The sequence below is a fragment of the Guyparkeria halopsychrophila genome, assembly GCF_044582135.1.
Classification (GTDB): Bacteria; Pseudomonadota; Gammaproteobacteria; order Halothiobacillales; family Halothiobacillaceae; genus Guyparkeria.
On the sequence record NZ_JBDODP010000010.1, the window covers coordinates 1 to 13,207 of the forward strand.

A 13,207-nucleotide genomic window follows, 5' to 3' on the forward strand; every position below is an offset into this window, starting at 1 on the left:
GGGCGAAGGGGGGCGGGCCTGGTCAAATAGCTGATATTAAGGGAGTAAGCGTCGTTAGTCGGCGGCGTGGCGGCGTTAGAGGGTCGTTTTTAACAGCAGAACTGGGCCTCTAAGCGGTGAACGGATTGCCGTGTGATGCATTGCGATGGAATGGTTTCACGCGCCGGTTGCTCAAGTGGGCACCGATTGGCTGCCGTGGTGGGCGCGCGAGTCGGTTTTCTTGCTTGTCCAAGAAAACCGACGAAAAGAAGGACACCCCGACGCCTTGGCCCTGCGGGCCTGATCGCTGCCGCGATCAGCCTCGCGAACGGGCAATCGCGGACGGGTCGGTTCGACGCGACGTCCTGTCGCGGCGAACCTCGGGCCGCCGTCCCTGGCGGCCCGATCCTGCGATTCCCCGCCCGCGAGGCAAGGCGTAAGGGGACTCCCCCTCCGATTTGCCTGGTGATATGAGCGGACGCGGACAACTTGTCTTTTTGTTTCCGTGAGATGAGCGTTCGCCGTCCGAAGAGCACGGTCGCAAACGAAGGTCTCGCCCCCTGACGGCTTGCCTCACGGCCGGCGGGTGGCCGGGGTCGGAGCGACATGGACGTCGAGCCGGCCCCGAAGCCGGCCGGTGGTCGTGAGGCTTCGAGGTCGGACAAACGTCCGGCCTCGAAGGCCCGAAGGGCCAAGCCGTGGGGCTCGCACGCCGGGCACGGCGGTGGCCCAAGGCCACTCCGCGCAACAGGCGGGCGAAACCCTCCGCCTAGGTTCGAGATAGTTGGCTTGAGCCCGATCCAAAACGAAACGCTGCTTCGAACAGACAAAACCCCCGGCAAGAGCGACCTTGCCGGGGGTTTTTGGTCCAGGAGTCTAAGCGGCAGAAGCCGAACGGGCTGCGACGCCCCCACTTCGGCCCGCTTCGGCGCTCCTCCTCGTCACATAGTCACCACTATGCTCCTCAAACGAGCGCCGAAGCGGACTCGAATTGGGAACGCCTCGCCTCATCCGTTTCTACCGCTCAGACTCCTGGCGTCGGTCGCGCCGTTCGATCAGAAGTCGAACTGCGCCCCGACCATTACGGTGCGCGGTTTACCGACCCGGAAACCGGCCGGGCGGATCGAGGCGACGTAGGTCTCGTCGGTGAGGTTTTCCACCTCGGCGAACAGTTTGGCGTGCTTGGTCAGCCGGTAGTTCGCGGACAGATCGAAGATGGTGCGGGCATCGACCTTCTCGCCGGCCGGGATCGAGCCGCTGCCGGCCACGGCACGGGTCTCGCCGACGTAGTTGGCCGTGGCGTGAACGCCGAAGCGCTCACCCACTACACCCGCGGACACGGAGAGCTGGTGCTCGGGGGTGTTGGGCAGTTCGTCGCCCTGGTTCACGTCGCCCCAGGCGCCGTAGTCCGAGTCGAAGCTGTTCTGGAACTCGGTGTCGGTCCAGGTGTAGGCCACGCGCAGCGGCACGTTGACAGCCCAGTCGCGCCCGGCGGCCAGGTCGTACAGGGCGAGTGCCTCGATGCCGCGGACCTGCACCTCGCCACCGTCGAAGGTGTCACCGATGTTGCAGCCGCCGCCGGTGGAGGCGGTGCACTGGCCGACCAGGTTCTCGTAGTCGTTGAGAAAGCCGATCAGCTCGGACTGGAACGCGCCGTTCTGGTAGCGCACGCCGGCCTCCCAGTTGATGGCCTCTTCCTCGTCGGCCTCGCCCACGCCGGTCGGCGCGAAACCCTTGTAGACGCCGCCAAGCAGTTGCCAGTTCTGGTTGACGTCGAAGGTCGCGCCCAGCCCCGGGATCAGGACGTTGTAGTCGGCGGACTCGTCATCGCGCGATACCGTGCTGCGGTCGGCATCGGCGTACCGGGTGCGGTCGATGGAAATCGACTCGTAGCGCAGGCCCGGCGTGACGGCCAGTCGGCCGAAGTCCATGCGGTCCTGGACGAAGGCGGCGATGGTCTTCGCCTCGGTGACGCGGTTGCCGGCATCGCCCAGCGCGCCGCGATCGGTCAGCACCAGCGAGCCGTCGACCATGTCGTATTCGTCCTGCCACTGGAAGCGGTCGATCTCGTCTTCGTGGTAGCGCAGGCCGAATTTGAGGTGATGGCCGATGTCGCCGGTGGCGATGCGCCAGTTGGCGCGCGACTCGATGCCCTGCGAGACGTACTCGCGGTTGTTGGCCTTGATGGTGCCGCGCAGGTCGTCGTTGTTGGCGCCGGTGATCCAGCTCATTTCACCCGCGTTGGCGTCCGGGTCGGCAAGGATGCCGGAGATGCCGTTGCCGTCGACGCTGGCGAGCTTGTACCAGTTGCGGTGGAACTCGTTGCGATACAGGGTCGTGGTGACGTCCAGGTCCGGGTTGACCTCGATGAAGTGGCGCAGCTGGTATTGCGTGTGCTCGGTGTTCATCTGGTCGACGGCCGAGCCGGCGTAGCGGCGGAACGGGTCGGCCTCGTAGTCCTCGCGGGTCAGGCCCAGATAGGTCTCGTTGATGGTCTTCTCGTCGCGGGCGAGCTTGAGCTCCAGTTCCTGGTAGCGCTCGGCGCTGGCCGGGGTGTTGAGGCGGAACTTGCCCAGGTAGTTCTGAACCTCGTAGCCGGGGTTGTCCGTGCCGCGCTGGGGGGTGTCCAGATCACGGAAACCGTCCGCGCGGTCCTGGTAGGTCTCGAGCAGGTAGCCGAAGGTCTCCTCGCTGTCGCCGTACCAGGCGTGCAGTCGCTTGGCGTCGCGCTCGCCGGCGGTGACCCGCACGCGGCCCTGCGCCTCGCCCGGGATCGGGGTGGAGGTCATGTTGAGTGCGCCGCCGATGGTGTAGGGGCCGTACTCGATCGACGACGAGCCCTTCCTTACCTCGACCGAGTCCATGCGGGCGATATTGGGGAAGTAGTAGGCGGCCGGCGCGGCGTAGGGCGCCGGGGCGATCATCACCCCGTCCTCCATCACCGTGATCCGGCTGTTGCGATCCTGGTTCGCGCCGCGGATGGAGATGTTCGGGAACAGGCCGTGGCCTTCCTCTTCGGTGACGTAAGCGCCGGGGACCTGGCGCAGGACCTTCATCGGGTCGTTGCCGGGAATGGTCTCCAGCGTTTCGTGGTCGAGCACGTGCGCCGAGCCGGCGACGTCGCGGATGGCATCGGCCCCGCCGACGATCGAGATGCGGTCGAGAACGGGGCTGGCCGTGACCGGTACGGCCTGGGTGGTTTCCTGGGTGATTTTCTGGGTGCCCTCTTGAGCGAAGGCGGGGGCAGTCAGTGCTGTGGCGATGGCAGCGGCCAGCGCCCCACGCTGAGTGGGTCGGAAGGTCATGTCAGCTCTCCTGTCGTGTCGTTGTCGTGCCGGTAAGACCGGCCGATTGGCAGTGCTGGCTGGCTTGACCTGGTGACCCGGTGGGGTGTCGGTCTGGCTGGCTTGCGGTTAGGGAAATCTCCCCTCGATTACTTGGTAAGAATCAGCTTGTTGGCGGCGGTGACCCGTAGCTGGTAGCGCTGGCCGTCGTGGAAGATCCAGCATTGACCGTCGCGTGAGATCAGCTGGCGGCTGTCGATGCAGTGTTGCCCCGCGCTGGCTGGCCGATCCGGTCGTTGCTGCTCGGTTGCCTCGGTTGCGTTGTTCTTGGGTGGTTGTGTCATGGCGTTTCCGGCTCCGATACAAAGCCCAGTCGTTCGATGCCGGCGGTCTTGACCGTCGCCATGGCGCGCGCGACCAGGCGGTATGGCACCGACTCGTCGGCGCGCAGGTAGACGATCAGTTCGTCGTTGTCTCGCCGTGCCTGGATCAGCACGCTTTCCAGTCGCCTTTCCGAAACCGGCTTGTCGTCCAGGAAGAGCTGGCCGTCGCTGTCGAGCGACAGGGTCACCGATTCCGGGTCCTCGGCCTGCCGGTCGCTGCTCGCCTTGGGCAGGTCGAGGGTGACCGAGTGGGTGATCACGGGCGCGGCAACGATGAACACCACCAGCAGGACCAGCATCACGTCGACCAGCGGGATGACGTTCATCTCCGCCATCGGCTCGTCGTGATCGTCGAGTCGACCGAATGCCATGCTCAGACCCCCGCCGTTTGTGCCGTCGGTCGGTCAACGACCTTCCCGGTGGCCTGATTGCGCTTGCTGTGCGCCCAGTCCGACAGGTTCGGGTCGTGCATCACCAGGGAATGCACGTCATGGGCGGCGGCGTCGAGCGTCTGCCGGTAGAGGCGATGGCTACGGTTGAACAGGTTGAAGAACAGCACCGCCGGGATCGCGGCGGCCAGGCCCGCGGCGGTGGCGACCAGCGCCTCGCCCAGCGGCCCGGCGACCAGCCCCATCGAGACGCTTTTCGCGGAGGACAGCTCGATCAGCGCGCCGTAGATACCCCACACCGTGCCGAACAGGCCCACGAAGGGCGCGAGCGAGCCGACCGTGGCGAACAGCAGTTGACCGGCCTGGAGGCGGGTTTCCTGGCGGTCGAGTGCCTGGCGGATGCCGCGGATCAGGGCATCGTCGAGTCGCTGGCGGGCCTGGGCATCGCCATCGAGCGGCCCGCGGTAATCACGCACCGCTCGCAAGCCGGCTTGGGCGAGGGCGGCGGTCGGGTCATTGCGTTCGGCCAGGCGGGACTCGAGATCTGCTGCCTGATCGCTGTGGGCGATGGCGTCCATGCTGAGACGTGTCGCGCGACGGCGCTGGATCAGGGCGAACAGCTTGGTGGCGGCTACCGCCCAGGTCGCCAGCGACATGATCAGCAGCGTGACGAACACGCCGACGAGAACGCCGTCGCCATGGTCGAGAACAAGGAAAATATCCATCGCGTGAGTCCCTGGTTGGTGTCGTGAGATGGCGAATTAGCCGGCATGATAATCAAGACGAAGACAAATGCAAACCGTTCGCAATCGTGTTTGCAAGGCTACCGTAGCTGGAAGCGCATCGGCACGATGACCTCGCCTTCCACGGCCTTGCCGCCGCGGGTCGCCGGTTCGAAGCGCCATTGGGCCACCGCGTCCATCGCGGCGCGGTCCAGCCGTTCGTGCCCACTGGACCGGGAAATCGACCAATCCACCGGCTTGCCATCGGCATCCACCACGACGCGCAGGCGGACTTCGCCCTCCTGGCGCAATCGTTGTGCCGCGCGGGGGTAGGCCGGTGGCGGGTTGTCCAGGTAGCCGGCCGAGAATCCGGGTTCGGTAGTCGTCGCCTCCGCGTTCGAATCCAACGGGGCGTGCGTGTCGTCTGGGTCCTGTTCGGCGGCGGCTGCTGCGGGTGCCTCTTGCTCCGGGGCGTCTTGCGCATCGGATGCCGCCTCGCTCAGGTCCGGCGCTTGTGTCGACGGCGCCGGCCTCGGCTCGGGTTGGGGGTCCGGCCTAGGCTTTGGTTCGGGTTCGGGCTCGGGCTCGGGCGTTGGTTCCGGCTCCGGCTCCGGTTCCGGCATCGGCATCGGCACGTGACTGGGAGGGAGCGATTCCGACGGGGCGGGCTCGGGATTCGTTTCGACGGGTGGTGTCTCGACCCTGGTCTCGCTGAGGTCGACCCACTGCGCCTCGACCGGTTCGCCGCCGCCACGATTCGCCGCGCTCAAGCTTTCTTCGGGGCGCGTCCAAGTCAGCAATGCCCAGACAATCGCCGCATGCAGAGCCACGCTCGTGGTTGCGCCGGCCAACCACAGATGGCGACGTGATCGAGGGCGGCGGTACGAGGGGTGGTGTGCGGACATGGTGACTCGATAACCGATTTGGCCGAGCAGGATAGGGAATCAATAAAACGGATGCAAACCGAAACGATTCGCAACACGTTTGCGGGGTTGGCTGTATGGGTGTGCTGCTGAAGGAGTCGGCGGTTGTGCAGTAAAGTGGCGGCCGAAACGATCATTGAATGGACTCGATTGCCGAGTCACGAGCGAGGAATCTGAGATGTTGATGCCTGTGTTGGCCGTGCTGGCGGGGTTGGTGCTGCTGGTCTGGAGTGCCGATCGATTCGTGGACGGGGCGGCGGCGTCGGCCCGGCATTTGGGCATGTCGCCCCTGCTGATCGGGATGGTGATCATGGGGTTCGGCACGTCGGCGCCGGAACTGGTGGTGTCGGTCATGGCGTCGCTGGATGGCAACCCCGGGATTGCGTTGGGGAATGCCTATGGCTCGAACATCGCCAATATTGCCTTGATCCTGGGGCTGACGGCGGTGATCGCGCCGATCGCGGTGCACTCGCAGGTGATCCGCCGCGAGCTGCCCATCCTGCTGGCGGTGACGGCCGTGGCGGCCTTGCAGGTCTACGACGGTGAGATCACGCGCGTCGAGGCGATCGTGCTGCTGGTGCTGCTGGTGGTTCTGCTCGGCTGGAACATCTACCAGGGGCGCCGGGGCGAGGTCGACGCCCTGGGCGGCGAGGTCGAGAAAGACCTGGACGCGCACTCGATGCCGATGAAGAAGGCCCTGATTTGGGTGGGGGTCGGCCTGCTGCTGTTGGTGGTCAGTTCGCGTTTGCTGGTGTGGGGCGCGGTGGATATTGCGCAGTTCTTCGGCGTATCGGATCTCGTCATCGGGCTGACGGTGGTGGCCATCGGGACGTCACTGCCCGAACTGGCCTCCTCGATCGCCGCGATTCGCAAGGGCGAGCACGATATGGCGCTGGGCAATGTCATTGGCTCGAATCTGTTCAACACCCTGGGCGTCGTGGGTCTGGCCGGCGTGATTCATCCGATGGTCGCCGAGCCGGCGGTCTTCACGCGCGACATGCTGGTAATGGGCGCGCTCACCCTGGCCCTGTTCGTGTTCGCCTACGGCTTTCGCGGCCCGGGACGGATCAACCGCATCGAGGGTGGGTTGCTGCTGGTGGCCTTCGTTGCCTACACCACGTACCTGTTGAGCACCACGTTCGTCGGCTGACATGCGCGAGGTCTGCCCGCTCTGTGGGGGCTCGCTGGCGGCCTTTGTGACCGTGACGGCGGGCAGTAAGGCCGCCCCTCGGGATCTGGCCTTCCTGGAGTGCCCAACCTGCTCTCTGGTGGTGCGCGATCCGGCGGCCTGGCCCGATCTTCAGATCGAACGGGCGTACTACCGCTTGCACGAGAACCGGGCCGATGACCCGCACTACCGGCGTTTCCTGGCCCCGGCCATCGATCGACTGACGCCACTGCTTGGTCTCGGCGTGACCGGCCTGGATTTCGGCTGTGGGCCGGACTCGGCGCTGGTCGCCGTGGGGCAGAAAGCGGGGGCGTCGATGCTGGGCTACGATCCGTTGTTCGCCCCGGACGAGGCCCTGCTGCAGGACGGCGCGTACGACGTCGTCAGTTGCACCGAGACGGTCGAGCATCTGCATCGGCCGCGGTCGGCCTTTCGACAAATGGGGCGGTTGCTACGCCCGGGTGGCCGACTGGTGATTCAGACCGGGTTTGCCCCGGATGCCGCACAATTTGCGGCCTGGCACTACTGGCGCGATCCCACCCACGTGATTTTCTTTCGCGCCCGGACCTTCGAGTGGCTGGCCGCGTCCCATGGTTGGCGAGTGGTGGAGATCGCCGCGCCCGTGGTGGTGTTCGAGACACCGCAAGTCGCTCAGTGATTCACAGGAAAGAGGGTTGTCATGAAAGCCATCGGATTCGCGCGTCATTTGCCCATCGACCACGAGCAGGCGTTCGAGGCATACGAACTGCCGGTACCCGAGCCGGGACCGTCGGATCTGCGGGTGGCGGTCGAGGCCGTGTCGATCAACCCGGTGGACACCAAGGTGCGCGCCCCGCGCCACCCGGAACCGGATCATTCCGACAACCGCGCCGATCCCGCCCCGCGCGTGCTGGGCTTTGACGCCTGCGGGGTGGTCGACGCCGTGGGCTCGGCGGTGACGCGCTTTCGCCCCGGCGACGCGGTGTTCTACGCGGGCGATATCGGCCGGCCGGGCAGCAATGCCGAATTCCAGTTGGTCGACGAGGCCATCGTCGGCTGCGCCCCGCAGGGCGTCGATCCCTCGGCCGCGGCGGCCCTGCCGCTGACGGCGCTGACCGCCTGGGAGACCCTGTTCGACCGGCTGGGGCTGTCGCCCGATGGCGAGGATGCCGGTACGCCGGTGTTGTTGATCAACGGCGCGGGCGGGGTCGGGTCGATGGCGATTCAGTTGGCTCGTGCGGCCGGGCTCAAGGTGATCGCCACGGCCTCGCGGGCCGAGTCGCGCCAGTGGTGTCTCGACCTGGGCGCCGACGAGGTGGTCGACCATTTCGGTGATCTGCCGGCGCAATTGGCTGCACGTGATCTCGATTCGATCCCGGCGATCGCCTGCTTTAACGATCTTGATCGGCACTACCCGGCGATGGCGCAACTGGTCGCCCCGCAGGGACGGCTGGCCAGCATCGTCGGCAACAAGACGCCGTTGCCGTTCCAGGAACTGCGCGACAAGAGCGTGGGTTTTTTCTGGGAATACATGTTCACCCGGCCGCGGTTCGACACCCCGGACAAGGGACGGCAGGGTGAAATCCTGGACACGGTCGCCGGCATGCTCGAAGACGGGCGCATCCGGACGACCCGTCACGAGGTGCTCGGTCGTATCAATGTCGACAACCTGCGTGCCGCGCACCGGCTGCTGGAGGGCGAGCACGTGATAGGCAAGCTGACGCTAGCGGGATTTGACGGGCAGTAACGGAGAACCTGCCATCCGGCCAGCCGGATTGTCGGGCTGAAGCCCGACCCACAGCGGATGGCGCTTTCCTGATTCGGATAGCGGTGGGTTGGACTTCAGTCCAACGTCGGCCGGACGGCCGACTGTCGGATCGACGCATGCTTCGACCGGCTTGGCTTTAGCTGCCGAGGTGCTCTTCCAGCAGGGCCTGCGTGCGGGCGCTGATCCAGCGCGCCGGTTCGGCCATGGCCTGTTCGACCGTGATCGAGCCATCGCATAACGCGCGGGCATCGGCGAGTCCAAAGGCGGCCAGTTCCTCGTCGCTGCAGGCGATACTGCCGGCGATCGCCATGACGGGCACGTTCAGTCGCCCGGCTCGGCCCACCACTTCGGCGACCACCTTGCCGCGGGAGGTTTGTCCGTCGATCTGACCCTCACCGGTGATCACGAGATCGGATTCGGCGATGGCCGCATCCAGTTCGATCAGCTCGGCGATATAGGCCGCCCCCATCCGCGCGGTGCCCCCGAGCACGCAGTCCAGCGCGAACCCCAGCCCGCCCGCCGCACCGGCACCCGGCGTGTCCAGCGGACGTTGCAGGTGAGCTGCTGCATCGATGCTCTCGGCCAGGCACGCGAGATGCCGATCCATGGCCTCGATATCCGACTCGGCCAGCCCCTTCTGCGGGCCAAATACCGGGCTCGCACCGTGCGGACCGGTCAGCGGGTTGTCGACGTCGTTGAGCACGGTGATCTCGATATCCGCCAGTCGCGGATCGATTCCAGAGAAATCGACTCGCTCCAACGGGCGCAAGGCCGATGGGTTGGCGTCGAGCGCCTGCCCATCGGCATCGAGGAACCGCACGCCCAGCGCGGCGAGCATGCCCGCCCCGCCGTCCACCGTGCCGCTGCCGCCCAGACCGATGAGCAACTGACGGGCGCCGGCATCCATGGCCGCACGCATCAGTTCGCCCACTCCCCGGCTGTCGAGTTGCCACGGGTCGCGGCGATCCTCGGGAACCAGATCGAGACCGCAGGCGGAGGCCACGTCGATCACGGCCCGACGGTTGGCGGGGTCGAAACCCCAGCCGGCCGTCAGGTGCGTGCCGATGGGGCCGTGCACGTCGGAGAGGTGCCATTCCCAGCCCAGCGTATGGGTCACCAACTCCGCGGTGCCCTCGCCGCCATCGGCCATGGGCAGGGCGCGGATCTGTGCCGTCGGGCGAGTCGCATGAACGCCGCGTGCCATGGCCGCGGCCACGGCGTCGGCTTCCAGGCTGCCCTTGAAGCTGTCCGGGCAGAGGACAACGTGCAATTCGTCAGACAAGGACCAGCCCCAGCAGGTAGATGGTGATCATGGCGCTGATGCCCTGCAGCAGGGTGGCCGTGGTGAAGGTCTTGTAGGCCGTGGAGACCTTCATCCGGCTGAACTGCGAAACGACCCAGAAGAAGCTGTCGTTGGCGTGCGAGACGGTCATCGCCCCGGCGCCCACGGCCATGACGGCCAGCACGGTGCCCATCTCCGAATCGAGCCCCAGGTCTGGTAGCAGCGGTGCGACCAGGCTCGAGGCGGTAATCAGTGCCACGGTCGACGAGCCCTGCGCGGATTTGAGCGCCGCGGCAATGATGAACGGCACGAACAGCCCCAGGCCCAGGCCGGTCAGCATTGCACCGAGCTGGTCGCCGAGCGGGGTGGAGCGCAGCACGTTGCCGAAGGCGCCGCCGGCGCCGGTGATCAAGATGATCGGTGCGGCCAGCAGGATGCCGTCGACGGTCATCTGGTGGACGCGGTCCTTCTTCTCGCCGCCCTTGATCAGGCCCAGGGCGAATAGCAGGCCGATGGCCAGTGCCACGACCGGCAGGCCGAGGAAGATGAAGGTGTCGGCGATCAGGCCCGGCTCGGCGTCACGCGTGGCCAGATTGGCGATCGATCCCAGGCAGATCAGCGCGATCGGGGCGATGATCGGCATGAACGAGGCCAGTGTTGACGGACGATGCGTTGCGTCCGGTTCCGGCTCCTTGATCTCTTCACCGACCGCTTCACTGATCGGGTCGGGCTCGAGCATCTCGGCTTCATTGGCCGGGTCGGAAAAGCGGCTGGCCCACAGGGCGCCGATGATCGCGGTGACCGCGGCGACGAACAGGCCGACAAGGATGACCAGACCCAGCGAATCGGCAATGCCGAGGTTGGCGGCCGCGGCGATCGGGCCCGGCGTGGGCGGCACGAAGTTATGGGTGGCGAACAGGCCGGTGGCCAGTGCCACGCTCATGGCAACCACCGAGATGCCGGTCTTCTTCGCCATGGCGTTCTTCAGCGAGTTGAGGATCACGTAACCCGAGTCGCAGAACACCGGGATCGACACGATGTAGCCGATCAGCGAGACGGTGAAGGTGGGGAAGCGATCGGACAGCAGGCGAATGATCGCCTCGGCCATCACGATCGCCGCCCCGGTGCGTTCCAGGATCACCCCGATGATCGTGCCCAGGGCGATGACGATGCCGATGTAACCCAGCGTGCCGCCAAAGCCGTCGTTGATGATGCTGATGGCCTCTTTCGGCGCGATACCGCCGGCAAGGGCCATGGCAAAGGCGGCCAGCAGCAAGGCCAGGAATGGGTGCATGCGCAGTTTCGCGGTGGCGAACACCAGCGCGATCACCACGATGATCAGGCTTGCGATAAGCATGGGGCTCTAACTCCCTGTCTGGTTGGTATCCGCAGAAGCATAGACCCCCGAATCATGTGTAACGCCATGAAATGTATGAAGGGGCGATCAACTCGATTTGGTCCGGGAGTCGGGCCGTCCGGGGTGGCTGCTCTCGGGAACGGGAGGCGGCCGTTTTGGCGTTTACGAGCAGACGATCTGGTCGCGCCCTCTATCCTTGGCCAGGTAAAGGGCCTGGTCCGCGCGGTGCAGCATGGTGTCCGCGGTATCACCCGGCTGACGTTTCACCAACCCGGCAGAACAGGTCTGCCCGTAGGGTACGAGAGTGAGTAGGCGTTCGAGCACCTTCCGGCTCTGATCGATGTCCGTATCCGGGAGGGCGACGACAAATTCCTCGCCACCGAATCGGGCCAGGACATCGGATGGCCGCATCTCCTTTTCCCAGGCTTTGACGAGTTCTTGCAAAAGGACGTCTCCAGCCGAGTGCCCATGCGTGTCGTTGAAATCCTTGAAGTGGTCAAGATCTAGGAAGGTTAGGCTCAGGGGGGGTGCCGAGGCGCTCGGATCGGCCCATTTCTCGCGCCAGCTGATGGCTCAGTTCCCTGCGGTTGGCAGCGCCGGTCAACGGGTCGATCTTGGATAGTCGCTCTAGCGCCTCGGCTTGCCGTTGCGTTTCGTTGAGCAGGCCGCCCATGCGGTGCAGGACCAGGAGAAACAGCACAATCGAGGCGAAGGCGGCCACTTTCACGGTCTGCATGTCCGTCCCTGTCTGGAACAGGATCACCAGTGGAACGAGGATGGCGGCTAGCGCCAGGATGATTATGCGACGTTGCGAGAGTTGCTCGTTCGAGGTTTCGGCGTGAGCCTCGACGGAGGCGGAAGGATGATGGACTGCCGCGACGAAGAGGGCATAGGACAGCAACCAGAGGCTGTCGGTAAAACCGCCTGGAGCGTACCAGCCAATCAGGTTGCCGTGGGCATAGAGCAGATCGGCTGCCAGATAGGAGAGCATGCCCGCCAGGAGAAACAGGTTGGCAAGTATCCGGGCCCGTTGCAGAAACACCAGATAAAGAATCAATGGAAGCAGGATCAGGTCGGCGATCGGGTACGCCGCTGAGATGAGGAACTGACCCGCGCTGAGACTCGGGTCGTTCATGTAGGGGGCAATCAACAAAACCCAGGCCAGTACGGCCGCCGAGGTGCCCACCAGGAGGGCATCGCTCATGGCACCCTCGCTCTGCCCATCCGGGCGCCCGAGCTTGTAGAGGGCCACCATGAACAGAGGGTAGATAGCCAGGTAGAAAATGTCGGCAACCGACGGGAAGGGCGTCAAATCGTGCAGATCGAGCCAGTACCAGATGCCGTGGCCAATCGCCGCAAAGAGCAATGCAATGGCGATTAGTTTCCAGGCGGTCGGCTGAATCACCTCTGGGCGCTTATACGCGGCGACGCCGACGCCGAGTGCGGCGATCAGGCTGGTGAGCACGTAAACGAAGCTGGCCAGGCGGTCATAGGGAAGTGCAACGTACAACCCGGTCAGTATCACGCAGACGGCCGGCCAACACTGCCAGGCGAGCGCCTGTTTGGTCGCGGGGCTGTCGCTGGGATCAACCCCCGACTTTTCTGATTGCATTGTTCTGTCGATACTCAAATAACGACACCGTCCCGTGTGGCTGCCTTCCCGTGGCCCCAAGGACCCAAGGCATATCGCCGTCGTGGCGAGTGGCAAATTTCACAATAGCAGGAAGCGCTAACGAGAACACCCCCGAGGCGGTAAAGCCGTAACGGGGGTGTCGATCATCAGGGGAGCTAAGGAAACAGGGAGCCTGCGAGGGGGCTGTCGTGATTTTTTCCGGCTTCTTGCGACTCGGATGTGCCCGCGCAAGCCTTTTTGGAATTGGTGGGCCCAGCAGGGCTCGAACCTGCGACCAAGCGATTATGAGTCGCCTGCTCTAACCAACTGAGCTATGGGCCCGGGCGGCTGGTGGCGAGAA

10 protein-coding genes, 1 tRNA gene and 1 pseudogene are annotated in these 13,207 nt (G+C 65.3%); 3 read left to right on the forward strand and 9 right to left on the reverse strand.

The window, feature by feature from the left end; all coding sequences use genetic code 11:
• Positions 1-1,034: 1,034 nt before the first annotated feature.
• The 5 genes from ABGV18_RS05715 to ABGV18_RS05735 all read right to left on the reverse strand — a co-directional run bounded on the left by ABGV18_RS05715 (position 1,035) and on the right by ABGV18_RS05735 (position 5,527).
• Entirely contained in the window at positions 1,035-3,284 is a 2,250-nt protein-coding gene (locus ABGV18_RS05715; protein ID WP_396585187.1) for a TonB-dependent receptor domain-containing protein, read from the reverse strand.
• Between the two features lie 128 nt (positions 3,285-3,412).
• Positions 3,413-3,607 carry a hemin uptake protein HemP gene (locus ABGV18_RS05720; protein ID WP_396585188.1) on the reverse strand — a complete coding sequence of 65 codons (195 nt, stop codon included), beginning with the start codon at positions 3,605-3,607 and terminating at the stop codon, positions 3,413-3,415.
• Positions 3,604-4,017: a biopolymer transporter ExbD gene (locus ABGV18_RS05725; protein WP_396585189.1), complete on the reverse strand. Its 414-nt coding sequence runs from the start codon at positions 4,015-4,017 to the stop codon at positions 3,604-3,606. The genes ABGV18_RS05720 and ABGV18_RS05725 overlap by 4 nt, the downstream gene beginning before the upstream one ends.
• Before the next feature lie 2 nt (positions 4,018-4,019).
• The gene (locus ABGV18_RS05730; RefSeq protein WP_396585190.1) at positions 4,020-4,760 is read right to left on the reverse strand and encodes a MotA/TolQ/ExbB proton channel family protein; all 741 of its coding nucleotides are present in this window, start codon (positions 4,758-4,760) and stop codon (positions 4,020-4,022) included.
• A gap of 98 nt (positions 4,761-4,858) precedes the next feature.
• Complete coding sequence (locus ABGV18_RS05735) at positions 4,859-5,527, reverse strand: TonB family protein (RefSeq protein ID WP_396585191.1); 669 nt, start codon at positions 5,525-5,527, stop codon at positions 4,859-4,861.
• Between the two features lie 331 nt (positions 5,528-5,858).
• Here ABGV18_RS05735 and ABGV18_RS05740 point away from each other — a divergent pair, with 331 nt between their 5' ends.
• Genes ABGV18_RS05740 through ABGV18_RS05750 form a run of 3 tightly spaced genes read left to right on the forward strand, consistent with a single transcriptional unit; the run spans position 5,859 to position 8,574 of the window.
• Positions 5,859-6,830, forward strand: coding sequence for a calcium/sodium antiporter (locus tag ABGV18_RS05740; RefSeq protein WP_396585192.1), 972 nt, complete (start codon positions 5,859-5,861; stop codon positions 6,828-6,830).
• A gap of 1 nt (position 6,831) precedes the next feature.
• Complete coding sequence (locus ABGV18_RS05745; protein WP_396585193.1) at positions 6,832-7,506, forward strand: methyltransferase domain-containing protein; 675 nt, start codon at positions 6,832-6,834, stop codon at positions 7,504-7,506.
• Positions 7,507-7,527: 21 nt separating this feature from the next.
• On the forward strand, positions 7,528-8,574 hold the full coding sequence (locus ABGV18_RS05750; RefSeq protein WP_396585194.1) for a zinc-binding alcohol dehydrogenase family protein: 1,047 nt from the start codon (positions 7,528-7,530) through the stop codon (positions 8,572-8,574).
• Positions 8,575-8,731: 157 nt separating this feature from the next.
• Here ABGV18_RS05750 and ABGV18_RS05755 read toward each other — a convergent pair whose 3' ends face one another.
• From ABGV18_RS05755 to ABGV18_RS05770, 4 genes and pseudogenes are all read right to left on the reverse strand, one after another.
• Positions 8,732-9,865, reverse strand: coding sequence for a glycerate kinase (locus tag ABGV18_RS05755; RefSeq protein ID WP_396585261.1), 1,134 nt, complete (start codon positions 9,863-9,865; stop codon positions 8,732-8,734).
• Positions 9,866-9,869: 4 nt separating this feature from the next.
• Positions 9,870-11,234, reverse strand: a complete 1,365-nt coding sequence (locus ABGV18_RS05760) for a GntT/GntP/DsdX family permease (protein ID WP_396585195.1) — start codon at positions 11,232-11,234, stop codon at positions 9,870-9,872.
• A 162-nt stretch (positions 11,235-11,396) separates the two neighbouring features.
• Positions 11,397-12,846: pseudogene (locus ABGV18_RS05765) on the reverse strand (GGDEF domain-containing protein).
• A gap of 265 nt (positions 12,847-13,111) precedes the next feature.
• A tRNA-Ile gene (locus tag ABGV18_RS05770) sits at positions 13,112-13,188 on the reverse strand.
• Positions 13,189-13,207 lie beyond the last annotated feature (19 nt).

Bases quoted from the DNA above. Each gene is read 5' to 3' on its own strand.
- ABGV18_RS05730 (WP_396585190.1), bottom strand. From the start codon at position 4,760: ATGGATATTTTCCTTGTTCTCGACCATGGCGACGGCGTTCTCGTCGGC.
- ABGV18_RS05715 (WP_396585187.1), bottom strand. From the start codon at position 3,284: ATGACCTTCCGACCCACTCAGCGTGGGGCGCTGGCCGCTGCCATCGCC.
- ABGV18_RS05725 (WP_396585189.1), bottom strand. From the start codon at position 4,017: ATGGCATTCGGTCGACTCGACGATCACGACGAGCCGATGGCGGAGATG.
- ABGV18_RS05740 (WP_396585192.1), top strand. From the start codon at position 5,859: ATGTTGATGCCTGTGTTGGCCGTGCTGGCGGGGTTGGTGCTGCTGGTC.
- ABGV18_RS05760 (WP_396585195.1), bottom strand. From the start codon at position 11,234: ATGCTTATCGCAAGCCTGATCATCGTGGTGATCGCGCTGGTGTTCGCC.
- ABGV18_RS05720 (WP_396585188.1), bottom strand. From the start codon at position 3,607: ATGACACAACCACCCAAGAACAACGCAACCGAGGCAACCGAGCAGCAA.
- ABGV18_RS05750 (WP_396585194.1), top strand. From the start codon at position 7,528: ATGAAAGCCATCGGATTCGCGCGTCATTTGCCCATCGACCACGAGCAG.
- ABGV18_RS05745 (WP_396585193.1), top strand. From the start codon at position 6,832: ATGCGCGAGGTCTGCCCGCTCTGTGGGGGCTCGCTGGCGGCCTTTGTG.